This window comes from Martinezella rhizogenes (assembly GCF_000799715.1).
GTDB classification, from domain to species: domain Bacteria; phylum Pseudomonadota; class Alphaproteobacteria; order Rhizobiales; family Rhizobiaceae; genus Rhizobium; species Rhizobium rhizogenes_C.
This window is the reverse complement of record NZ_JUHG01000014.1, coordinates 408,686-430,456: the sequence shown is the minus strand read 5'-3', so window position 1 is coordinate 430,456 and position 21,771 is coordinate 408,686. Positions and strand designations below refer to the sequence as shown.

The window sequence follows — 21,771 nt, the reverse complement described above, 5'->3', positions numbered from 1 at the left end:
CCTTCTCTTGGCGTCTTCGTTATTCCGTCACCGCACCGACGGTGTTGGCGGTATCATCTTTCGGGCGCTCGCCTTCGGGCTGGCTGCCGGTCGCCATGTAATAGATCGTCTCGGCGATGTTGGTGGCATGGTCGCCGATGCGCTCGATGTTCTTGGCGCAGAAGAGAAGATGCGTGCAGGTGGTGATGTTGCGCGGATCTTCCATCATGTAGGTCAGCATCTCGCGGAAGAGCGAGGTGTACATCGCGTCGATTTCCTCGTCGCGCTCGCGGATCGACACGGCCTTGTCGGGCGAACGGGTCGTGTAGACGTCGAGCACTTCCTTGAGCTGGCTAAGCGCCAGTTCGGAGAGATGTTCGATGCCGCGGGCAAGCTTCCGCGGAACGCCTGTGCCCTGCACGGCGATGACACGCTTGGCGGTGTTCTTGCCGAGGTCGCCGACACGCTCCAGATCGGAAGCAATGCGGATCGACCCCATGATCTCGCGCAGGTCGGCGGCCATCGGCTGACGACGAGCGATGGTAACGATCGCCTTGTCGCCGACTTCGCGTTCGGCGTGGTCGAGGACGACGTCGTCGGAGATGACCTTTTGCGCAAGAGCAGTGTCGCTTTGGACCAATGCGCGAACGCTGTCGCTGACCATCTGCTCCGCCAAACCGCCCATTTCGGCAATGCGGCGCGTCAGGAACTTCAGGTCTTCGTCATAGGCAGAGAGAATGTGAGTGGAGACCATTTTGCTATCCTCAGTGTGAAACGTGTGAAGGGAGCCGCGCGCGGGATATCATCAACCAAAACGGCCCATGATGTAATCCTGCGTGCGGAAATCGTCGGGATTGGTGAACATCTTATCGGTATCGTTCTCCTCGACCAAATGGCCGAGGTGAAACATTGCGGTGCGTTGCGAGACGCGGGCGGCCTGCTGCATGGAATGCGTCACGATGACGATCGTGAAGTTTTCCCTGATATCGTGAATCAGTTCCTCGACCTTGGCCGTGGCGATGGGATCGAGCGCCGAGCACGGCTCGTCCATGAGTATGACTTCCGGACTGACGGCAACGGCGCGGGCGATGCAGAGACGCTGCTGCTGGCCGCCAGACAGGCTGGTGCCGGCTTCCTGCAGCCGATCCTTCACCTCACCCCAGAGGCCGGCCTTCTGCAGGCTGGTTTCGACGATATGGTCGAGATCGGCCTTGGAGCGATGCAGCCCATGGATACGCGGGCCATAGGCCACGTTCTCGTAGATCGATTTCGGGAAGGGATTGGGCTTCTGGAACACCATGCCGACGCGGGCGCGCAGTTCCACCACATCGATGGCGGTGTCATAGACATCCTGATCGTCGAGCGTGATCTTGCCGGTGACGCGGCAGGTGTCGATCGTGTCGTTCATACGGTTGAGGCAACGCAGGAAGGTGGACTTGCCGCAGCCGGAAGGGCCGATCAGCGCGGTGACCGTATTGGCGCGGATGTTCAGGTCGACGCCGAACAGCGCGCGCTTGTCGCCGTAATAGACCGAGACGTCCTGGCCGATCATCTTGTAGGGGATCGTCATCATCTTCCTGGCCAGCGCCTTCTCGCTTGCGGCTTCCGTCATCATGTTCATTCCGTCTTCTCCCTCTACCAGCGCCGCTCGAAGCGACGACGCAGCAGGATGGCCCCGATGTTCATCGCAACAAGGAAGAAGAGCAGGACGATAATGGCCCCGGAGGTTCGCTCGACAAAGGCGCGCTCGGCTTCGCTGGCCCACATGTAGATCTGCACCGGCAGTGCGGTCGCCGGATCGAGCGGCGACGTCGGATAATTGGCGACGAAGGCGACCATGCCGATCAAGAGCAGCGGCGCGGTTTCGCCCAGCGCATGCGCCAGCCCAAGGATCGTGCCGGTCAGAATGCCTGGCATGGCGAGCGGCAGGACATGGTGGAACACCACCTGCATCCGCGAGGCGCCAAGGCCAAGTGCTGCGCTGCGGATCGACGGCGGCACGGCGCGCAGCGCCGAGCGCGTGGCGATGATGATCATCGGCAGCGTCATCAGGCTGAGCACCAGCCCACCGACCAGCGAGGCCGAACGTGGCAGGCCCATGACATTGATGAACACCGAAAGGCCGAGCAGGCCGTAGACGATCGACGGCACGGCGGCGAGATTGTTGATATTGACCTCGATCAGATCCGTCAGCCGGTTCTTCGGCGCGAATTCCTCGAGATAGATCGAGGCGGCGACGCCGACCGGCAATGCCAGCACCAGCACGGTCAGCATCAGATAGAGCGAGCCGATCAGCGCGACGCCAAGGCCGGCTGCTTCCGGACGGCTGGAATTGCCCGACAGGAACAGGCCGCTGTTGAATGCCTTGTGGAGCGCGCCGCTGGCGGCAAGCTGCTTCATCCAGCCAAGCTGCCGGTCGGAGACCTTGCGGTCCGCCTCATTCGCCGTCAGGTCAATCTGCCCCTTGTTAGCGGAATCAATATTGGCGTCGGCGAGAAAGGTGATCCTCACCGTTTTCCCGATGATGGAGGGATCGGCCATGACCTTGTCGCGCAGCACGATCCGCGCATTGTCCGACACCATCGCCGTCGCCTCGCGAACAAGCGCGCGATTGGCGGGATCGATGCCGAGCGCCTTTGCCAGCGCATCGCGGACAAGAACCGGATAATTGGCCGCGATCAGCACCTTCGGATCACTGGCGCGCTTGCGGGCGGGATCGATCACCTGCTCGGTGAATTCGATCGGCAGCGTGATCGAGGTCTGCACGAAGGCGGTATAGCCATGACGCACCACTGACGAGACCAGGGCGACGAGGAAGACAAGGCCGAAGATAACGGCGGCGATGCCATAGGCACGGAACCGGCGCTCGGCGGCATAACGGCGCTTGATGCCGATATCGCGCCGCGCCGGTGCGCCCGACGTCAGTCCGCGCGGGATCGGTGGCTTTACGGAAGATACGACATCGCTCATTCGTATTGCTCCCTGTAGCGTCGGACGATGTAGAGCGCATAGACGTTGAGGCAGAGCGTCAGGCAGAAGAGCGTGATGCCGAGTGCGAATGCGACCAATGTCTGCGGCGAGGTGAATTCGAGGTCGCCAGTCAACTGGTTGACGATCTTCACGGTGACCGTCGTCATCGGCTCGAAGGGGTTGAACTGCATGCGGGCGGCGACGCCGGCGGCGAGCACGACGATCATCGTCTCGCCGAGCGCGCGGGAAGCGGCCATCAGCAGCGCGCCGACAATGCCCGGAAGTGCTGCCGGGAGCAGGACGCGCTTGACCGTTTCCGATCGCGTCGCACCGAGGCCGAGCGAGCCGTCGCGCAGCGAGCGCGGCACCGCCATGATGATGTCGTCGGAGAGCGAGGACACATAAGGGATCAGCATGACACCCATGACGAAGCCGGCGGTCAGGACACTCTGCGCCTCGATGAAGCTTGCGTAATTGCCTGTCAGCAGGCCGTTGATCTCGGCGGAAAGGTCACGCAGGAAAGGCCCGACGGTCACGAGCGCGAAGAAGCCGTAGACGATGGTCGGAATACCGGCCAGCACTTCAAGCATCGGCTTGGCGAGGGAGCGCACGCGAGCCGAGGCATATTCGGCCATGTAGATGGCGGCGAACAATCCGACGGGAACCGCGACCAACATGGCGACAAGGCTAATGTAGAGCGTGCCGGCCAGGAGCGGAATGAAGCCGAACGTGCCTGACGTTTGCGTGCCGGCGCCAGTGAAACGCGGGTCCCAGACGGTGCCGAAGAAGAATTCGGCGGCGGGAACCATGTTGAAGAAGCGGGCCGCCTCAGACAGCATCGAGGCTGCGATGCCGAGCGTCGTCAGAACGGCGATCGACGAGGCGACGATCAGGCCGCCAAGAATGACCTGCTCCACCCGATTGCGGGCGCGAAAACGCGGCGCGATGGCGCGCAGACCGTAAAGGGCGCAGAGGATGGACAGAATGATAGCCGCGACCGACATGACGACACGGCTCACATGGCGCATGTCGTTATACTTATTGGCGGCGTCGATCATATAGCCCGTCGGCCGGACCGCGAGCGGTATACCCTTCTGCGCCAGCATCAGCTGGAGATCGGCCGATCCGCCGGCGACCGTGGCAAGTTCCTGATTATCGAGCAGGCGCATGCCGTGGGCGATGCTGCGCACCATGCCGTAGCTGAGGTCGAGCTCGGCTTTCGGCAAGGTTTTCACGTCATCGGGAAAGGATTTGACCACGAAATTGTCGATCAGCTGCGGGCTGATGACGAGCCAGGCGCAAATCAGCGCCAGCGCCGGCAAGATTGCCCAGATGGCGGCATAGGCACCGTGATAACCGAGCCGCGAATGCATAGCCGAGGATCTGCCGCCCGACAGCGCAGCCGCTTTCGTCCGCCCCAGCACGAAGGCGGAGGCGCCGATGATCGACAGGCACAGCAGCAGCAGTGACACACTCATTCCCATTCCCTGGCCCATTCCCTGGCCCATTCCCCGGCCCATTCCCCGGCCTATTTCCCGGCCTATTTCCCGGTAAACGCCGGCGCGGGTGACCGCGCCGGCGGGCAGTCCTTATGCGATCACATGATCTTCCCGTCCGCGACGTCCTTGCGGATCTGGTCGCGCTCGGCATCCGGCGCCGGCACCAGACCATATTCGGCCAAGGGGCTGTCGGGTCCGATCATCTGATCGCTGGTGAAGAAGTCGACATATTCCTTCAGGCCCGGAATGACGCCGAGATGCGCCTTCTTGACGTAGAAGAACAGCGGCCGCGACACCGGATAGGTGCCATCGGCGATGGTCTGGCCCGACGGCACGATACCACCAACGGTCGCAACCTTCAGCTTGTCGGCATTGTTCTGATAGAAATAGAGGCCAAAGACGCCGACGCCATGCTTGTTGGCATTGATGCGCGCGAGCGTCTCAGGATAATCGCCGTCGATATCGACCGCGACACCATCCTTGCGGACCGCGATGCACGTCTCGGCCTGCTTGCCGGCATCCGGCACTGCTGCCTTGATGACGTCGAGCGCGCCGGAATCCTTGCAGCCAGCAGCGAGCACTTTCTCCTCGAAGACCTCACGCGTGCCGTGCTTTTCACCCGGAATGTAAGCGGAGATGTCGAAATCCGGCAGGGCCGGATTGATCTCGGACCATTTCTTATAGGGATTGGCGACCAGCTTGCCATTGATGACGACTTTAGCGGCGAGTGCCCTGTAGAGGTCGGTGGGCACGAATTTGATGTCGGGATTGCTCTTGTCGAAGGCGAAGACGATGCCGTCATAGCCGATCTTGACCTGCTGGATATCGGCAACGCCGGCCGCCTTGCAAGCGTCGAGTTCGCTGCCCTTGATCGGGCGCGAGGAATTGGCGATGTCGATGGTCTCAGGGCCAACGCCCTTGCAGAATTCCTTCAGGCCGGCGCCGGAGCCGCCGGATTCGACAACCGGCGTCTTGTAGTTCGTAAAGGTCTCGCCAAAAGTCTCGGCGACGATCTTGGCATAGGGAAATACCGTGGAGGAACCGGAAATCTGAATCTGATCGCGGGCCGTGGCGGCCCCGGCGAAGGCGACCGAAGCAACCAGCGCGACGATAGACAGTTTCAACGCATTCATGGTGAATCCTCCCTGACGGACTTTGAAGAGCGCGACGGCGAACGGAACGTCCGCCGTTTCAGCATCTCTTTTTTAGCTGTCAAAGCACCGCCCTTTTATGTCAGGCGAGTGAAACAATTATGACAGTGTAATCCCTTGAAATTCATGGGTTATACTGCGCTCAAAATTGTCGGTTCACAGAGGCCTTCAGAAGCGGACGGTAAAGTCCGTTCCTTTTCCGACTTCGGACTTGACGATCAGCCGCGCGCGGTGACGGGTCAGAATATGCTTGACGATGGCAAGCCCGAGACCGGTGCCTTTTTTCGAGCGGCTGTCCTCGACATTGACGCGATAGAAGCGTTCGGTCAGGCGCGGCACATGTTCGGCCGGAATGCCAGGCCCCTTGTCGGAGACGATGACCTCGACGGCCTGGCCCGGCTCGTTCAGGAGCGAAACCTCGACCATCTTACCTTCCTGACCGTATTTGCAGGCGTTCTCGATCAGGTTTTCGAAGACCTGCACCAGCTCGTCGCGATCGCCCAGCACCTCCACCTTGCCGGGCGGCAGATGCAGGTTGATGGTGACGTCAAGATCGCCGGCGAGCGGCAGGAGCGCATCGCGGACATGGCCGAGCAAGGGCACGAGATCGACCTTCTGGTCCGGCGCGAGATGCGATTTCAGCTCGAGCCGCGACAGAGACAGGAGATCATCGACCAGCCGGCTCATGCGCGTCGTCTGATCGAACATGATGCCAAGAAAGCGCTGCTGCGCCTTCGGATCCGCCTTGGCAGGCCCCTGGATGGTCTCGATGAAACCGCGAAGCGAGGCGAGCGGCGTGCGCAGCTCATGACTGGCATTGGCGACGAAGTCGGAGCGCATGCGGTCGATATGACGGAGCTCCGAAATATCGCGGAAGGACAGCACGAAGAGCGTACCCGGCTCGACCGCGGTTTCCCGAAGATCGATCGGCGCGATGCGGACGACATAGACGCGTTCGGATGGCAGCCGCTCGGAATGTTCGATCTGGTTCGGCGCGTTGGTGGTGATCGTCTCGCGTATCATATCGAGCACGCCGGGAGAGCGCAGCTTGGCGGAGATATGGGCATTGAGCGGAAAGGCGCCGAACGCCTTTTCGGCGGCGGGGTTCTGCGCCACGACGGATGCCTCGCGGTCGACGATCAGCGCCGGCATGTCGAGCGCGGCAAGGCCGGCGGAGACGGTGCGCAGCAAAGCATCCGGATCGGTCGGCGCTGGCACGGCGGGCGATGGTGGTTCAACCTTTTCGACCAGGGGCGAACGGGTCAGCGCCACGATCACGGCAACCATCCAGATCCAGAAGACGACGGCGGTGTTGATGCCCTCGATGAGCGCCAGGACGGCGATCAGCGTCGCCAGAATCAGGATGGCGGCCTCCTGCCGCAACCGTGCCCCCAGCTTCCTGATGAATGCCCATTCGTCTTGCAAGCGCACCCATCCCTTCGTCTGCCATCGCGAAATCCAAGACTCCTCGTCTTAGTGGGGATTCATGACAGAAGTTTACGGCTCTATCCACAGAAGCCTTCAGCTTACGATAATAAATGTAGCCGGCGAAGTAGGGTATCGGCAAATGGCTTGAAAATGCTGGACAAATGCCCCACCTTGCCCGTGAGGCTTTTTTTGCCGTACCGGCAAACATGGCTCAGATGTCGCCAATCGCGGAGGAGCGGAGCGCATGGCAGAGGAAGTGGAAAGCCGCGCGGTGGAATTGGACATCCACGGCAAGACGCGCATTTTCGATGTCGATGACCCCATCCTGCCGGCCTGGGTCGACGACGAGGCGCTCGCCTCCGGCGGCTATCCCTACAAGAAGAAGCTGAAGGACGAAGACTATCTGGAAGAGCTGGAAAAGCTGCAGATAGAGCTCATCAAGGTGCAATTCTGGCTACAGGCGACCGGCAAGCGGGTGATGGCGCTGTTCGAGGGGCGTGACGCCGCCGGCAAGGGCGGCTCGATCGCGGCGACCTCGGCGCATATGAACCCTCGTCTCGCGCGTGTCGTGGCGCTGACCAAGCCGACCGACCGCGAGGCGGGGCAATGGTATTTCCAGCGCTACGTCGCGCAATTTCCGACGGCCGGCGAGTTCGTCCTCTTCGACCGCTCCTGGTACAACCGCGCCGGCGTCGAGCCGGTCATGGGCTTCTGTACGCCGAAGCAATACGAGCAATTCCTGAAGCAGGCACCGCGAATGGAGAGGCTGATCGTCCAGGACGGCATCCTGTTCTTCAAATTCTATCTCGATATCGGCCGAGAAATGCAGATCAAGCGCTTTCATGATCGGCGTCACGATCCGCGCGCGGTCTGGAAGCTTTCCTCCATGGACATCGCGGCTCTGACGAAATGGAAAGACTACAGCGAAAAGCGCGACCGCATGCTGAAGGACACGCATACGGATTATGCGCCCTGGACGGTGATCCGCGCCAACGACAAGCGCCGCGCCCGCCTCAACCTCATCCGCCATCTGCTCTTGACGCTCGACTATGACGGCAAGGACCTAAAGGCGATCGGCGAGATCGACGGCAAGATCCTCGGCTCCGGCCCGCAGATCCTCAAATAAAGGATCTGCGCCTTTTGTGCTGACCTTATTGCCCGGGAAGAACGCGGATTGCGTAGACGTTGACGCCGCGCCCCTTGCCGTCAAGATCGCTGTTGATAATCAGACGGCCTGATGCCGTGGGCGACAGCGACCGATCGTAGCGAACCTGGAACAGGGCGTCGGTCTTCTGCCGGGTGACGTTGAAGCGATGACGTCCGCAGGTGCCGAGCGAGCCGAAATTGCATTCCACCGTAATCTGCGTCGGCGTGTCCGACGTCGATTGCAGCGTGAGCGCGACGGTCGACGACTTGCCGGCCAATTGCTGCAGCACGCTGGCCGGCACCTCGACGGCGACGTTACCGTCCTGACCGTCGCTCGCGGAGGTCAGCCGCACCGCCGGACCTTCGTTTTCCGAGACGTTCTCGGCCTTGGCCTGCGCGCCGCTGACGACTTTCGCGGCGTCGGTCGGCTTCAGGATCTCGATCCACTCCTCGGAGAAGCTGTTCTGCGGATCGATGACCGCCAGGCCCGGATTGACGGGGCCGCTATTGTCATCATCGCTGGACGCGTCCTCGTCACTGCCGCTGCCGTCGAAATCCTGGGAATCGACATGCGCCGGGGGGTTGGGGACGCTGGTATCGCGCTGCGCCGCCGTCATGAACACGCCCGAGGTCTTGACCCACCAGGCGCCGACGCCAAGGCAGGCGAGCAGGATGCAGAAGACCAGCAGGCGCGAGAAGAACTTGCGCGGCTTGCGGCGAACGGCGGCGCGCTCCGGCTTGAAATTCATCGACCGTGTCGCCACCGGCGCGGACGTGGCCTGCCGCACATCGCTGTCGGCGCCGAGATGATCGGCCGGACCGGCGTGCATATCGCCGAAATCGCCTTCCGGCGCGCGGGGTTCAGAGGCAACGGGGGCCGGTGCGGCAACCGGATGGTGGTCGCGCGTCTCGCCACGCACGCTCATCGCAGGCTCCTGCTGCACCGGCTGCTGCTGGGCTTGCTGCGGCGACGTCACTGAGGGGATGTGGGATGCTTCCGGCTCGACAGCTGCTGGCGTCTGCGGCGGATGGGCGCGCTCCTCGCTCTCGATCGCCCGGATCGTCTCTTCCAGGCGCTGGCGCTGGGCCGAGACGATCGTGATGTCGGTAATGTCCTGCTTGCGAAGCCCGGCTTCCAGTGCCTGTCGCGCCGACTGATAGACACGGGCCCGAATTTCCGGATTGGCGCGATCGGATCGCTCCAAGGCGTTTCTGATAGCCGTTTCTAGTCCGCTCACATCCGGTCCTTTACTCTCACTCGCGATACGCCCGCATACTCTACTGGCAAGATGACCATTTTCTTTACCATTGGCTAACCAAATTCGGTAACGCCCCGCCTGACAATGTGCAAGTCTCCGCAAATCACCCGCGGACACTCCGGCGGGGATAAACGGCAAAGACGACACAAATGGGGTGGGACAGTCGGCAGCTTGAGGAAGCTCCGATCGCGAAAACGAGCGGCCGTTATTGCCTACAAGCAAGCCACGCTTCGCCCCATCTTCCCCTCCAAACAGACATCTGTTATCTGTTTGACGTTTTCGTAAACGTCAAAGATGGATGATGTTCATGGCTCTTCCCGCAATCCTGACCGAGCGCCTGCGGCTGCCGGTCGTGGCTTCACCCCTCTTCATCATCTCGCATCCAGCGCTGACCCTGGCGCAGTGCAAGGCCGGCGTCGTCGGCGCGTTTCCGGCACTGAATGCCCGGCCGGAAAGCCAGCTCGACGAGTGGCTCGCCATGATCACCGAGGATCTCGCTGCCCATGACGCCGCCCATCCGGAGCGGCCATCCGCGCCTTTCGCGGTCAACCAGATCGTCCATACGTCGAACAAGCGGCTGGAGCACGACCTGATGCTCTGCGTGAAATACAAGGTGCCGATCGTCATCTCCTCGCTTGGCGCGGTGCCGGAGGTCAATGCAGCCGTGCATTCCTATGGCGGCATCGTGCTGCATGACATCATCAACAACCGCCATGCCAATTCGGCGATCCGTAAGGGCGCGGATGGGCTGATCGCCGTGGCGACGGGCGCCGGCGGCCATGCCGGCCAGCTCTCGCCCTTCGCGCTCGTGCAGGAAATCCGCAAATGGTTCGACGGACCGCTGCTACTCGCCGGCGCCATCGCCAATGGCGGCGCGATCCTGGCGGCCCAGGCGATGGGCGCGGACATGGCCTATATCGGCTCGCCCTTCATCGCCACTCAGGAGGCACGCGCGGCAGACGCCTACAAGCAGGCGATCGTCGAAGGGGCCGCCGCTGACATCGTCTATTCCAACTTCTTCACCGGCATACACGGCAACTACCTCAAGCCCTCGATCCTCGCCGCCGGCATGGACCCGGACAATCTGCCCGAGGCCGATCCCTCGAAAATGGATTTCGAAACGGCGACCACGGGCGCCAAGGCCTGGAAGGATATCTGGGGCTCCGGCCAGGGCATCGGCGCCGTCAAGGCCGTCGAACCGGTGGCAACACTCGTCGACCGGCTGGAGACCGAATACCGCCAGGCACGCGCCCGGCTGGCGCTCTGATACCATCACAAAAGCGGCCGGCTTTTCACGGGCCGGCCGCTTTTTTGCCAATTGGCGATTTGAACGCTTGAAATCTGATCGCATTGACTGTATCAGCGCCATGCAAATCGCGGGGCCGAACCGAACGCCCCTTGAATGCCGCTTTAGCTCAGGTGGTAGAGCACATCATTCGTAATGATGGGGTCGCAGGTTCGAGTCCTGCAAGCGGCACCATTTTTTCCAATAGCACCTTCCACCAATTCACCGGATTGATAGCTTTTCATGAGACGTTGCCAGGCCTAACTCGTCTGGTTCAATCGCTCTGGTATGCTCTTGAGACATACGAACTCTGTCTTGTGTCCTAGGCGGAGAACCCTCGTACTCCGCCAATCAGACCGCTCCTATTTGACCACTTTAATAGTGAGCACCGTGTCTTCAACCCGGCCGTTCGCATAGGACACACGTGCGACCATCCTGTCTTGGCCAATATACCCTTTATCCGATGTATAATATCCCACCGCACCGAGCACCTTAACCGTTCTGCACTTTCTGTAATCACCGGCGGCGCTAGTGGGGAACAGATCCTCATGGACAACTACAAACTTGCCATGCTTGGGACCTTCAAGGGCACGGATGTTAGGCATACTGTCCATCGTGCAATTAGGCTTAATCAGCCAAGCGGTTCCTTGTTGAGTCCGCTCGCCACTCACGGCGATTTTGCTAAATTCGAATCGCTTTACTCCATCGGGAGACATAGTAACGCAGCTCGACAAGGAAGTGACGGCAACAACAGCAGCCGCAATCTGCCCAGTATATTTCATGATGAAAATCCCCACTTAGATTTGGTTTGAAAAACGAATTGGTATCTTGCACGTCAATTTACTGGCGCACCCCGCCGAGTAAGATTTTACGCCTCATTTCTTCCCTCTCAAATAATTGGCAGACACACACCTCGCGCCAGAATGGGAAATTGCGTTTCTGCAAAAATGAAGTCAAGCGTTCCACATTTGCCGATTTGTGATACTCCTCAAGCCCGCCGCTGAATCGGCCCCACCTTGCATTCCTCACGCCAGCATCACCCAATTCATCCAAGGGAAACACCATGATCCACGTTCTCGCCATCCTCACCGCCAAGCCCGGCAAGCGTGCCGAAGTGCTGGAAGCCTTTCAGGCGAATGTTCCGGCGGTGCATGCCGAAGACGGCTGCATCGAGTATACCGCCGTGGTGGATGTCGAGGGTGCCGATCCGGCTTTTGGGCCGGACACCTTTGTCGTCGTTGAAAAATGGGAAAGCCTGGCGGCGCTGAAGGCGCATGCAGCGGCAGCGCATATGGCCGCCTATGGGGAGAAGGTGAAGGACCTGATGGCCGCACGCGCGGTGCATGTGCTGAACCCGGCCTGATCGCCGATCTCAGCGCACCTCAACGGCGCCCTCCGGCGCCGTTTTTCATATCATCCTTCCCGCTCGCTGCGCCGGCGATCCGCCCGCGCAATCAATCCCACGGGTCGTAATAGCGATCGCGCCAATAGTGGCGATGCCAACGACGGTATTCCCAGTCATCGCCGCGCCAATAGCGGTCGCGGTAATAATAGCGATGACCGTAGCTCGGGCCGACATAGACGCCGAAGAAGCCGGGCGCGATCATCACGCTGGGGCCGTGGCGCTGATGCCAGTGATGATAATGGCGGCGATGCGCGTCGGCATTGGTCACCGGCAGAGCGAGGATACCCAGCGCCAGCAGCGCCGTTGCGATAATCCTCATGACACGTCTCCTTAAACACAATCCGCCAGACCGGCGACACCGCGCCGGCCCGAGGATTGCATCATTTCCCGCATTCACGCGGGCAAAAGAATAACGTTTGAGGAGACGGCATGGTTCCAGATCGCAGGTAGGTCAGCCGGATGGCGATGCCATTCAAAGAACATGAGGCAGGCTTCATTCCGCCACCAGTTCCCGCACCGCTTGCCGGATCAGCCGGCAGGCATCGACCGAGGCTTTTCGGCCGTTATGGGCGAGATAATAGGACAGCGGCAGAACCTCATCCGGATCGACGATGCGGACCTTGTCGGCGATCGGCATGGCGCTGACGCGGCCGAGAAATGAGACGTAGCCGTGATTGGCGACGAGGTCGACGATGACGGGCAGCGAGTCGGCCGAGGTAATGTCGCGGCCGCGAAACCGACGGCGGTCGCCGCTGTCATAGCCGAAGGCCATGGCCGCGTTGCCGATGCCGGTGCGTGGGCTCGGCACGCAGAGCGGATGATTGTCCACCAATGCCGCCACTGTCTGCTCTTTGCTATCGGGCGGCGCGATCGCCACCATGTCGGTCGCCAGCAGTTCCATGTGATCGAAAGCGTCGAGGCCGAAGACGGAATCGACGATGGCGACATCGATACGGCCGGATCTCAGCGCCTCGCGCAGGTCGTCAGCGGTCATCAGCATCAAGGACAGCATGTTGCGATTGCCGCTGCTGTTCCAGCGCGCCACCAGGCTGGCAAGCGAGCGAGCCACCCAGCTTTCCGAGCCGGTCGGGATGATCGAGCCGATACGCACGGCGCGGGCCACCCGCTGGAACCGCTCGTCCGAGGTCGCCTTCATCTCGTCCCAGGCCTCGGCAATGCCAGCGAGAATGGCATGGATCTCGCGGCCCGCCTCCGTCAGCATCGAGCCCTGCGCCTGCCGCTCGAACAGACGGCAGCCGAACAGATCCTCCAGATTGGCGATCTGTAGCGAAAGCTGCGGCTGACCGAGGCGCAGGCGGCGGGCGGCGCGATTGATGCTGCCCTGATCGGCGACCTCGAGGAAACGCTCGATGGTGGCAATCTTCAACGGCAGGCGGGCGGCCCATTGGGCATAGTCCTCCGGTGCCGGCGGCTCCTTCGTCAGGGCTGACAGCGCCCGCATGCCGGCGAGAATCGGCTGCAGCCCCTTCTTCACCTTCGCGCTGGCGAGCAAGGTGGCAAGCTCTCCGGAGGCGCGCTCGACGAGCTTCATCGCCAGATCCGTCTCCAGCCGCCTGAGCGCCCCAGATACGGTCGAGGCCGACAGCGACAGTCGGCGGGCCGTCTCCCGGACCGAGCCGATCGAGAAGACCGTATCGGCGATGAACAATGCCCCGAGATACAAGCCCACGCTCCTTTCAGAACGGCCCACGCGGCCGGCCAAGATGGCGCGACGATATGATGTGTTCTTAAAAAAAGATATCCCAAAGCCATGGGGTAGCGGCTATCGTTGGCGAGTCGTCCAACCGGTCCCACAATCAAAAGGAGATCGGAACAGCGTCAAACGGGTAAGGGGAACAAAAACAAACGCGCTTACCCCCGAAAAAAGAAATCAATTTTCGCGCTTATGCCGGGCACCCTCGTCATAATCGCGCCGCGACTGCAGGTGGAGGACTGGCGTAGCATCGATTTTTCGACGGCGAGCGCTATTTCCCGAACGCAGATAGGACTTCGCCCGCGGTTCTTCGGCCCGCGGCTACAGATTGCGTGTCCGAGACCGGCCCTGAGACCGAGCGGATGCGCGACATAATGATTCAACGGGGTACAAAGGGAAACATCATGTTCAAGAAGCTCGCACTCGCCGCCACGCTCGCGGCACTCCTTGCCAGCGGCGCCAGCGCCGCCGACGTCGTGGTCTCGTCGAAGATCGACACGGAAGGCACGCTGCTCGGCAACATCATCCTGGCCGCGCTCAATGCCAATGGCATCAAGGCACAGGACCGCATCGCGCTCGGCACCACGCCGGTCGTGCGCAAGGCGATCACCGCCGGCGAGATCGACATCTATGCCGAATATACCGGCAATGCCGGCTTCTTCTTCAACAAGGCCGACGATGCGGCCTGGAAGAACCTGCAGCAGGGCTATGATCTGGCAAAGAAGCTCGACTATGACGCCAACAAGATCGTCTGGCTGACGCCGTCACCCGCCAACAACACCTGGGCGATTGCCGTTCGCAACGATGTTGCCGGCCCGGCCAAGCTCAAGACCATGTCCGATTTCGGCAAGTGGGTTGCCGGCGGCGGTCCCGCGAAGATTGCGGCTTCCTCAGAGTTCGTCAACTCGCCGGCGGCACTGCCAGCCTTCCAGACAACCTACAGCTTCCAACTGAAGCCCGACCAGGAAATCGTGCTCTCCGGCGGCGACACGGCGGCGACGATCAAGGCGGCTGCCGACCAGACCAACGGCGTCAACACCGCCATGGTCTACGGCACCGACGGCGCGATCGAGGCGGCTGAACTGACGGTTCTCGAAGACGACAAGAGCGTGCAGCCGGTCTACGCGCCGACCCCGATCGTCCGCGAAGCCGTGTTGAAGGCCAATCCGAAGATAGAGGAGGTTCTCGCCCCGATCTTCAAGGGCCTGACCGCCGACGTGCTGCGCAAGCTCAACGGCCGTATCCAGGTCGATGGCGAGCCGGCCAAGGCCGTCGCCGAATCCTACCTCAAGGACAATGGCTTCCTGAAGTAGGAGCTTACGGAGACTACCCAGGCGGCTCCGCTTTGATAGAGTGGAGCCGCAGGGATATTGGATGGGCATGATCTTGTCCAAAAACCGCTTCACACTTTTTGGGATCATGCCCCCGACGGAGCTTGCCTGATGGAAGATGCGCTCGCGGCCCGCAGGGTGGACCGTCTCGGAGTGGTGCTGGTGGCCGGTGGCGCGCTGGCCGTGACCCTGATGCCGTTCATCATCGTCAAGGCAAACCGCATCGCAGCCGGCAAGCCGCAAATGCTGATACAGCTCCTCCCCCAGCCGAGCGCACTGGCGCTTCTGGCCCTTCTCGTCGCCACCGCCCTTGCCGCCCTCTTCCTGCGCAGCCAGCTTGCTCGTCTTGGGATCGCCACGCTCACCATCGCCTTCCTCATCGTCACGCTCGGCCTCGTCTCGACGACGGCGACGCCCGCCGGCAGCACCGTGGCTCGCATCACGCCGGGTGGCGCCTTCTGGGTGCTGCTCGCTGTCATCGGCCTGGTGATCTCGGATGCGCTGGTGAAGCTGCGGCTATCACCATGGCTCAGGGTCGCGTCGCTTGTCCTTTATGCGGTGCTCCTTGGCATCGTCTTCAAATCCGAACTGCTCAACAATCTTTCGATCATGAAGGAATACGCCAACAATGCCGACAAGTTCTGGAGCGAAGCGCTCGGCCATGTCTTCCTGTCTCTCGGCTCCGTCGCCATCGCCATCCTGCTCGCCGTGCCGCTCGGTATTTTCTGCTATTGGCAGCCGAGGCTTCGCACCGTCGTACTGCGAGCCCTAAGCCTCGTGCAGACCATTCCGAGCCTGGCGCTGTTCGGCATTTTGATGCTGCCGCTTGGCTATATCGCCGCCAACGTCCCCTTTGCCGCAGCGATCGGTGTCAGAGGCATCGGCACCGCACCGGCGCTGGTGGCGCTGGTGATCTATTCGCTGCTGCCGATCGTCGCCAATACGGTGGTCGGCCTTGCCGGCGTCGATCCCTCCGTGCGCGACGCCGCCACCGGCATGGGGCTGACACGTCGACAGATCCTCACCCGTATCGACCTGCCGCTTGCCTTTCCGGTGATCCTCACCGGCATCCGCATCGTGCTGGTGCAGGCGATCGGCCTCGTCACCGTTGCGGCGCTGATCGGTGGTGGTGGTTTCGGCATCTTCATCTTCCAGGGCATCGGCCAGACGGCCAATGACCTCGTGCTGCTCGGCGCCGTGCCGACGGTCTTTCTCGCCTTCTCATCGGCCGTCATCCTCGATGCGGTCATCGATAGCATCCGGGGACAACGCGCATGACCGCCATGATCGAGCTTAAGGGCGTGACCAAGCGCTACGGCAACACCACCGTGGTCGACAATGTCAGCATGAGCATGGAAAAGGGCACGATTACCGTTATCGTCGGCACCTCCGGCTCCGGCAAATCGACGCTGATGCGGATGATCAACCGGCTGGTGCCGATCTCGGAGGGACATATTTCCGTCGGCGGCCGGGATGTGATGGACGTGCCGGCAACCGAGCTTCGACGCCGCATCGGCTATGCCATCCAGGGCCACGGCCTGTTTCCGCACCGCACGGTGGCGCAGAATATCGCCACCGTTCCCGAATTGCTCGATTGGGACAGGGCGCGCATCAACCGGCGCGTCGAGGAGCTGCTCAATCTCTTCCATCTCGACCCCGGCACGTTCGCCACCAAATATCCGAGCCAGCTCTCCGGCGGCCAGCAACAGCGCGTCGGCGTCGCCCGCGCGCTTGCCGCCGAACCGGAACTGCTCTTGATGGACGAACCTTTCGGCGCGCTCGATCCGGTCATCCGGGGCAAGGCGCAGGACGATCTGCTGGCGATCCAGAAGCAGTTCGGCACGACCGTCATCCTCGTCACCCACGACATGGACGAGGCTTTTCATCTCGGCGACCAAATCGCCGTCATGAGCGAAGGCAAGCTGCTGCAATGTTCGGAACCGGAGAAGATCCTGACCGAGCCAGCCGACCCTTTTGTCCAGCAACTGACGGGTACTTCCGACCGGGCACTGAAGCTGATGTCGCTGCTGCCGCTGAAGGGAAGCATGCAGCCGCCACGGCCGGGCCTCGGCCATAGCCTGCCGCAAACCCTCAACCTGCGCGACGCGCTGGCCGAGATGATCTGGCAGGGTGCCGACGAGGCGGCGGTCGAGGACGACAGCAAGGTGCCGGTCGGCTCGATCTCCATGCAGCATCTGATCGAGCTGGGCCGCAAAGCATGAGGTTCCTCGCCGCCAATCTCTTCCGGCTGTTGGCGCTGGCGCTTCTTTTGGTGCTGCTGTTCCGGCCGGAATGGCTGATCCCGATCCTGGCGCCGCTCACCAAATTCGGCGCGTCGCCGATTTATACGCAGAACAGCCTGCCGGCCCTCGCCCTCAGCCATATGGAGCTGATCCTCACCTCGATCGCCGCCAGCGGCATCCTTGCCGTGCTCGGCGGCATCTTCGTCACCCGCAAGAGCGGCGCCGATTTCCTGCCACTGTCGCGGGCGATCGCCAATGCCGGCCAGACCTTTCCGCCGGTCGCTGTGCTGGCGCTCGCCATCTCCACCACCGGCTTCGGCGCGGTGCCGACGCTGATCGCGCTTTTTCTCTACGCGCTGCTGCCGATCTTCGAAAATACCGTCGCCGGGCTGCAACAGGTGCCGGCGACGGTGCTCGACGCCGCCGACGGCATGGGCATGAACGGTTGGCAGCGGCTGTTCCGCGTCGAGCTGCCGCTCGCTTTGCCGCTGATCATCGAGGGATTGAAGATTGCCACGGTCATCAACATCGGCACGGCAACGATCGGCTCGACGGTCGCCGCCAAGGGGTTGGGCGAAGTCATCATCGCCGGCCTGATCAACGACAACACCGCCTTCATCCTGCAAGGCGGCCTGATCGTCGGCCTGATGGCGGTACTGATCTATGACGGCATGGAACTGATCGAGCATAGCGTGACGCGGAAGATCGGCGTGCGGGAGCAGTAAGGGCAATGCAATTGCCACTTCGCACGGCGGCTGACGATGCCGAAGGCCTTGTTAACCGCCTTCCCCTGAACTTAACGGCGCTCCGGGTAGATAAAGCGAGATCGGCCTGATTTCATAGACGGCGGTCGGATTGACGCGGCGCAAGTCGCGCGCCGCCGCGACCGCGGCATCGAGCGTTGGAAAATCCACCACGTAGAATCCGAGCAACTGCTCTTTGGTTTCCGCGAACGGACCGTCGATGACCAGCCCCGCCCCCTTCCCTCGCAAGGTGACGGCGCCATGGGTGGGACCGAGGCGTGCCGCCGGGCCGAGCGACTTTTCCGCCACCAGACGGTCATTGATCTCCAGCAGCTCGGTCATGAGCGCTGCATCCTCCTCCTTGCTCCAGGATTCGACAATGCCCTCTTCATGATAGGCCAGGATTGCGTAGTACATGGATTTCCTCCCCAGGAACTTTCGTCGGCGCCCGCCGGGCTGGTTGCCAAGACACCCGGAAGTCTACCCAGATGGATCGAAATTCAGAAGCCCTGAAGTTACTTTTCGAATGTCGATATACGATGTACACGCCGCTTGCCTTGGCCGACAGCGGATGGCATTGGCTTCGGCGCGATGTTCAGACGATCCATGGAGGTGCCGATGGCTAAGATGATTCATTCGATGATCCGTGTTCTCGAGGAGGCACGCTCTGTCGATTTCTACGGCAAGGCCTTTGGGCTCGAGATCGCCGACCGCGTAGCATTCCCCACCTTCACGCTGATCTATATGAGCAATGCCGAGATCGGCTTCGAGCTGGAGCTGACGGTCAATCAAGGCCGGGTCGAACCCTATGCGCTCGGCGAAGGCTATGGCCATCTCGCCATTTCCGTCGACGAGCTGCGAGACGAACATGTCCGGTTTTCCTTGCTTGGGCTGAATCCCGGCAAGATCACCGAACTCAATCGCGATGGAAAACTCTTCGGCCTGTTCTTCTTCGTCACCGATCCCGATGGTTACAAGATCGAAGTGGTGCAAAGGCACGGGCGATTTCAATAGGCCCAGACATACCAAAAACCCCGCGCAAGCAGGGCCTGTCCGGGTTAACTATCTCGATGCCTACATCCAGTAGGGTGGCACGCCGAAATAGTCGTGGCTCTTATGGCCATTGTCCTTCTGGACGCCAGTATCGTCCTTGCCCAGGAAACGGCAGGCTTTTTCGACGTCTCTCTTCGTCATGTTGATGCGATAGCCGTCAATGCGGGCGTCAAAGCGCAGCTTTTCCCACGGCACCCGATAGTGTTCCTGGCCGATGCCGAAGAAGCCGCCGAAGCTCAGGATGATAAAGGCGATGCGTCCATCGCTCTTTTCCAGCATCAGGCGCTCGATATGACCGATCTGCCTGCCATCCGAACCGAACACCTTGGACCCCTCGACCCGGTCACAGGCGACCAGCATCGACATATCCTTGACATAGAGGTCACGGCTCATGGTATCGGCACTCTCTTTATGCATGTGCGCACCTCCCTTTGGATACGCGTAACATAGGTTGGAGCGTCCGATCACCGCCGTTTTCTGAAGGCTGCACGATGCTCCGATGGGTTCTCGCCCACGACGCATTAACGCGCTCTTCCGGCAAAAGTTCCAGTCCTTTTTTCAAAATTGTCAAAAAAGGATTAACGTCTCGCGATTGTTGACGTTTACGTCAAAGTTAGTATAACTTTTCTCATAGCTCTCAGCCGTGGGGTGAGAGGAAAGGCTGTGACGGTGCGAAAAGCGGGAGACTTTTCAACCGGACAGTGACACGCTAGAAAGCCGCCGTTTGCCGACGGTGGGGCGTTGGATGCGTCAGGGAGGAAGTACGCATGAATTCAGTTTCCGCTCCTTCGGATGGACCGGTGGTCAACAAGATCTGGCTCGCCTCCTATCCCGACATAGTGCCGGCCGACTTGCCGCCACTGGAGCATGCATCGCTCGCCGAGCTTCTGGAGGAAAGCTGCGCGCGCTATGCCGACCGCCCCGCTTTCACCAGCATGGGCAAGTCGATCACCTATCGCGATCTCGACATCCAAACGCGCAAGATCGGCGCCTGGCTGCAGAGCCTTGGCCTGCAAAAAGGTGATCGCGTCGCCGTCATGATGCCGAACGTGCTGCAGAACCCGATCGCCGTCTACGGCATTCTCCGCGCCGGCTTCGTCGTCGTCAACGTCAATCCGCTCTACACGCCGCGCGAGCTCGAACACCAGTTGCGCGATTGCGGCGCCAAGGCGATCTTCGTGCTGGAAAACTTCGCGCATACGGTCGAGCAGGTGCTCACGCATACCGATGTGCGCCACGTCGTCGTCACCGCCCTCGGCGACATGCTCGGCGTCAAGGGCCATATCGTCAATCTCATCGTGCGCAAGGTAAAGAAGCTGGTTCCGGCCTGGTCCATCCCCGGCCATCATAGCTTTGCAACAGTCCTTGCAGCGGGTGCACGACTGTCGCTGAAACCGGCCGAACTCACCAGCAGTGACATCGCCTTCCTGCAATATACCGGCGGCACGACCGGCGTGGCCAAGGGCGCGATCCTGACACACGCCAACCTGCTCGCCAACCAACTGCAATTGCAGCTCTGGCTGGCATCCGCCTACATCGTTAAGAAGCGGCCCGAGGCGCTGAACTTCGTCTGCGCGCTGCCGCTCTATCACATCTTCGCGCTGACGGTGAATTCGCTGATGGGCGTGTCGCTCGGCTCGCATAATGTGCTGATTGCCAACCCGCGCGACATTCCGGCCTTCATCAAGGAGCTCGGCAAATACAAGTTCGACATGTTCCCCGGCCTCAACACGCTGTTCAACGCGCTGATGAACAATCCGGAATTCGCCAAGCTCGACCTGTCGCAGACCAGCACGCTGGCGGGCGGCATGGCGGTACAGCGCCCCGTGGCCGAACGCTGGCAGAAGATGACCGGCGCCTGGATCACCGAGGGCTACGGCCTTTCCGAGACATCGCCGGTCGCCAGCGCCAACCGCTTCGACAGCTCGGACTTCACCGGCACGATCGGCCTGCCGCTCAGCGGCACCGATTTCGACATTCGCGACGAGAACGGCAATTCCCTGCCGCTCGGCGAGGTCGGCGAAATCTGCATCCGCGGGCCGCAGGTCATGGCCGGCTATTGGAAGCAGCCGGCTGAAACCGCCAGGGTGATGACGCCGGATGGCTTTTTCCGCAGCGGCGACATGGGCTTCATGGACGAACGCGGCTATACCAAGATCGTCGACCGCAAGAAGGACATGATCCTGGTCTCGGGCTTCAACGTCTATCCGAACGAGATCGAGGAAGTCGCGGCCATGCATCCGGGCATTCTGGAAGCGGCCGCGATCGGCGTGCCGGACGAGCATTCCGGCGAGGCCGTCAAGCTCTTCGTTGTCAAGAAGGACCCGGCTCTGACCGAGGCCGACGTCAAGGCGCATTGCATCGCAAACCTCACCAACTACAAGCGGCCGCGCTTCATCGAATTCCGCACCGAACTACCGAAATCGAATGTCGGCAAGATCCTGCGCAAGGAATTGCGCGGCTGACATAATTTCATGTCATTCGGAAAGCCGCTCGCCTTCATCCGCGAGCGGCTTTTTTCGTTTTGCCGGATAGGTGAACTTGATTTACGCCCTAGATAAAGAA

Annotated in this window: 21 protein-coding genes and 1 tRNA gene; 10 read left to right on the top strand and 12 right to left on the bottom strand. The window is 61.3% G+C overall.

Annotation, left to right across the window (positions count from 1 at the left end; genetic code table 11):
* Window positions 1-19: 19 nt before the first annotated feature.
* The 6 genes from phoU to phoR all read right to left on the bottom strand — a co-directional run bounded on the left by phoU (window position 20) and on the right by phoR (window position 7,024).
* The gene (gene phoU / locus EX00_RS19600) at window positions 20-733 is read right to left on the bottom strand and encodes a phosphate signaling complex protein PhoU (RefSeq protein WP_047461506.1); all 714 of its coding nucleotides are present in this window, start codon (window positions 731-733) and stop codon (window positions 20-22) included.
* Window positions 734-784: 51 nt separating this feature from the next.
* On the bottom strand, window positions 785-1,600 hold the full coding sequence (gene pstB, locus EX00_RS19595; protein WP_047461503.1) for a phosphate ABC transporter ATP-binding protein PstB: 816 nt from the start codon (window positions 1,598-1,600) through the stop codon (window positions 785-787).
* A 14-nt stretch (window positions 1,601-1,614) separates the two neighbouring features.
* Window positions 1,615-2,949 (bottom strand): phosphate ABC transporter permease PstA, encoded by a 1,335-nt coding sequence (pstA, locus tag EX00_RS19590; RefSeq protein WP_047461501.1) that lies wholly within the window; start codon window positions 2,947-2,949, stop codon window positions 1,615-1,617.
* Window positions 2,946-4,427: a phosphate ABC transporter permease subunit PstC gene (pstC, locus tag EX00_RS19585; RefSeq protein ID WP_047461498.1), complete on the bottom strand. Its 1,482-nt coding sequence runs from the start codon at window positions 4,425-4,427 to the stop codon at window positions 2,946-2,948. The genes pstA and pstC overlap by 4 nt, the downstream gene beginning before the upstream one ends.
* A 119-nt stretch (window positions 4,428-4,546) precedes the next feature.
* Window positions 4,547-5,581, bottom strand: coding sequence for a PstS family phosphate ABC transporter substrate-binding protein (locus EX00_RS19580; RefSeq protein ID WP_047461495.1), 1,035 nt, complete (start codon window positions 5,579-5,581; stop codon window positions 4,547-4,549).
* A 186-nt stretch (window positions 5,582-5,767) separates the two neighbouring features.
* Entirely contained in the window at window positions 5,768-7,024 is a 1,257-nt protein-coding gene (phoR, locus tag EX00_RS19575; protein WP_202903736.1) for a phosphate regulon sensor histidine kinase PhoR, read from the bottom strand.
* Between the two features lie 247 nt (window positions 7,025-7,271).
* Here phoR and ppk2 point away from each other — a divergent pair, with 247 nt between their 5' ends.
* Window positions 7,272-8,153, top strand: coding sequence for a polyphosphate kinase 2 (gene ppk2, locus EX00_RS19570; RefSeq protein WP_047461493.1), 882 nt, complete (start codon window positions 7,272-7,274; stop codon window positions 8,151-8,153).
* 25 nt (window positions 8,154-8,178) lie between these two features.
* Here ppk2 and EX00_RS19565 read toward each other — a convergent pair whose 3' ends face one another.
* Complete coding sequence (locus EX00_RS19565) at window positions 8,179-9,411, bottom strand: hypothetical protein (RefSeq protein ID WP_047461490.1); 1,233 nt, start codon at window positions 9,409-9,411, stop codon at window positions 8,179-8,181.
* Window positions 9,412-9,739: 328 nt separating this feature from the next.
* Between EX00_RS19565 and EX00_RS19560 the strand changes: the two genes are divergently transcribed.
* Entirely contained in the window at window positions 9,740-10,699 is a 960-nt protein-coding gene (locus tag EX00_RS19560) for an NAD(P)H-dependent flavin oxidoreductase (RefSeq protein ID WP_047461487.1), read from the top strand.
* A 137-nt stretch (window positions 10,700-10,836) separates the two neighbouring features.
* Window positions 10,837-10,912 (top strand) — tRNA-Thr (locus tag EX00_RS19555).
* Window positions 10,913-11,079: 167 nt separating this feature from the next.
* On the opposite strand, the gene EX00_RS19550 is transcribed toward EX00_RS19555, so the two are convergent.
* Window positions 11,080-11,499 carry a hypothetical protein gene (locus EX00_RS19550; protein WP_047461485.1) on the bottom strand — a complete coding sequence of 140 codons (420 nt, stop codon included), beginning with the start codon at window positions 11,497-11,499 and terminating at the stop codon, window positions 11,080-11,082.
* A gap of 281 nt (window positions 11,500-11,780) precedes the next feature.
* Here EX00_RS19550 and EX00_RS19540 point away from each other — a divergent pair, with 281 nt between their 5' ends.
* Complete coding sequence (locus EX00_RS19540) at window positions 11,781-12,080, top strand: putative quinol monooxygenase (RefSeq protein WP_034520190.1); 300 nt, start codon at window positions 11,781-11,783, stop codon at window positions 12,078-12,080.
* A 91-nt stretch (window positions 12,081-12,171) separates the two neighbouring features.
* Here the strand turns inward: EX00_RS19540 and EX00_RS19535 are convergent, their stop codons facing one another.
* Window positions 12,172-12,441, bottom strand: coding sequence for a hypothetical protein (locus EX00_RS19535; RefSeq protein ID WP_047461477.1), 270 nt, complete (start codon window positions 12,439-12,441; stop codon window positions 12,172-12,174).
* Between the two features lie 174 nt (window positions 12,442-12,615).
* Window positions 12,616-13,806: a LysR family transcriptional regulator gene (locus EX00_RS19530; RefSeq protein WP_047461474.1), complete on the bottom strand. Its 1,191-nt coding sequence runs from the start codon at window positions 13,804-13,806 to the stop codon at window positions 12,616-12,618.
* 434 nt (window positions 13,807-14,240) lie between these two features.
* Here EX00_RS19530 and osmF point away from each other — a divergent pair, with 434 nt between their 5' ends.
* The 4 genes from osmF to EX00_RS19510 all read left to right on the top strand — a co-directional run bounded on the left by osmF (window position 14,241) and on the right by EX00_RS19510 (window position 18,135).
* A complete protein-coding gene (gene osmF / locus EX00_RS19525) occupies window positions 14,241-15,149 on the top strand; it encodes a glycine betaine ABC transporter substrate-binding protein OsmF (RefSeq protein WP_047461470.1) in 909 nt (302 codons plus the stop codon).
* Window positions 15,150-15,278: 129 nt separating this feature from the next.
* A complete protein-coding gene (locus EX00_RS19520; RefSeq protein ID WP_047461467.1) occupies window positions 15,279-16,445 on the top strand; it encodes an ABC transporter permease in 1,167 nt (388 codons plus the stop codon).
* Window positions 16,442-17,389: an ABC transporter ATP-binding protein gene (locus tag EX00_RS19515; protein ID WP_047461464.1), complete on the top strand. Its 948-nt coding sequence runs from the start codon at window positions 16,442-16,444 to the stop codon at window positions 17,387-17,389. Before EX00_RS19520 ends, EX00_RS19515 begins: the two co-directional genes overlap by 4 nt.
* A complete protein-coding gene (locus EX00_RS19510; RefSeq protein ID WP_047461461.1) occupies window positions 17,386-18,135 on the top strand; it encodes an ABC transporter permease in 750 nt (249 codons plus the stop codon). Before EX00_RS19515 ends, EX00_RS19510 begins: the two co-directional genes overlap by 4 nt.
* Window positions 18,136-18,186: 51 nt before the next feature.
* Here EX00_RS19510 and EX00_RS19505 read toward each other — a convergent pair whose 3' ends face one another.
* Window positions 18,187-18,570 (bottom strand): YciI family protein, encoded by a 384-nt coding sequence (locus EX00_RS19505; RefSeq protein ID WP_047461457.1) that lies wholly within the window; start codon window positions 18,568-18,570, stop codon window positions 18,187-18,189.
* Window positions 18,571-18,771: 201 nt separating this feature from the next.
* Here EX00_RS19505 and EX00_RS19500 point away from each other — a divergent pair, with 201 nt between their 5' ends.
* Window positions 18,772-19,167 (top strand): VOC family protein, encoded by a 396-nt coding sequence (locus EX00_RS19500; protein WP_047461454.1) that lies wholly within the window; start codon window positions 18,772-18,774, stop codon window positions 19,165-19,167.
* A 60-nt stretch (window positions 19,168-19,227) separates the two neighbouring features.
* Here EX00_RS19500 and EX00_RS19495 read toward each other — a convergent pair whose 3' ends face one another.
* On the bottom strand, window positions 19,228-19,623 hold the full coding sequence (locus EX00_RS19495; RefSeq protein WP_047461451.1) for a PRC-barrel domain-containing protein: 396 nt from the start codon (window positions 19,621-19,623) through the stop codon (window positions 19,228-19,230).
* Between the two features lie 350 nt (window positions 19,624-19,973).
* On the opposite strand from EX00_RS19495, the gene EX00_RS19490 reads away from it, so the two are divergent.
* A complete protein-coding gene (locus tag EX00_RS19490) occupies window positions 19,974-21,671 on the top strand; it encodes a long-chain fatty acid--CoA ligase (protein WP_047461448.1) in 1,698 nt (565 codons plus the stop codon).
* Window positions 21,672-21,771 lie beyond the last annotated feature (100 nt).

Excerpts from the sequence above, each read along its gene's own strand:
- phoU (WP_047461506.1), bottom strand. The coding sequence starts at position 733 with ATGGTCTCCACTCACATTCTCTCTGCCTATGACGAAGACCTGAAGTTC.
- pstB (WP_047461503.1), bottom strand. The coding sequence starts at position 1,600 with ATGAACATGATGACGGAAGCCGCAAGCGAGAAGGCGCTGGCCAGGAAG.
- pstA (WP_047461501.1), bottom strand. The coding sequence starts at position 2,949 with ATGAGCGATGTCGTATCTTCCGTAAAGCCACCGATCCCGCGCGGACTG.
- pstC (WP_047461498.1), bottom strand. The coding sequence starts at position 4,427 with ATGAGTGTGTCACTGCTGCTGCTGTGCCTGTCGATCATCGGCGCCTCC.
- EX00_RS19580 (WP_047461495.1), bottom strand. The coding sequence starts at position 5,581 with ATGAATGCGTTGAAACTGTCTATCGTCGCGCTGGTTGCTTCGGTCGCC.
- ppk2 (WP_047461493.1), top strand. The coding sequence starts at position 7,272 with ATGGCAGAGGAAGTGGAAAGCCGCGCGGTGGAATTGGACATCCACGGC.
- EX00_RS19560 (WP_047461487.1), top strand. The coding sequence starts at position 9,740 with ATGGCTCTTCCCGCAATCCTGACCGAGCGCCTGCGGCTGCCGGTCGTG.
- EX00_RS19550 (WP_047461485.1), bottom strand. The coding sequence starts at position 11,499 with ATGAAATATACTGGGCAGATTGCGGCTGCTGTTGTTGCCGTCACTTCC.
- EX00_RS19540 (WP_034520190.1), top strand. The coding sequence starts at position 11,781 with ATGATCCACGTTCTCGCCATCCTCACCGCCAAGCCCGGCAAGCGTGCC.
- EX00_RS19535 (WP_047461477.1), bottom strand. The coding sequence starts at position 12,441 with ATGAGGATTATCGCAACGGCGCTGCTGGCGCTGGGTATCCTCGCTCTG.
- osmF (WP_047461470.1), top strand. The coding sequence starts at position 14,241 with ATGTTCAAGAAGCTCGCACTCGCCGCCACGCTCGCGGCACTCCTTGCC.
- EX00_RS19520 (WP_047461467.1), top strand. The coding sequence starts at position 15,279 with ATGGAAGATGCGCTCGCGGCCCGCAGGGTGGACCGTCTCGGAGTGGTG.
- EX00_RS19515 (WP_047461464.1), top strand. The coding sequence starts at position 16,442 with ATGACCGCCATGATCGAGCTTAAGGGCGTGACCAAGCGCTACGGCAAC.
- EX00_RS19510 (WP_047461461.1), top strand. The coding sequence starts at position 17,386 with ATGAGGTTCCTCGCCGCCAATCTCTTCCGGCTGTTGGCGCTGGCGCTT.
- EX00_RS19505 (WP_047461457.1), bottom strand. The coding sequence starts at position 18,570 with ATGTACTACGCAATCCTGGCCTATCATGAAGAGGGCATTGTCGAATCC.
- EX00_RS19500 (WP_047461454.1), top strand. The coding sequence starts at position 18,772 with ATGGCTAAGATGATTCATTCGATGATCCGTGTTCTCGAGGAGGCACGC.
- EX00_RS19495 (WP_047461451.1), bottom strand. The coding sequence starts at position 19,623 with ATGCATAAAGAGAGTGCCGATACCATGAGCCGTGACCTCTATGTCAAG.
- EX00_RS19490 (WP_047461448.1), top strand. The coding sequence starts at position 19,974 with ATGAATTCAGTTTCCGCTCCTTCGGATGGACCGGTGGTCAACAAGATC.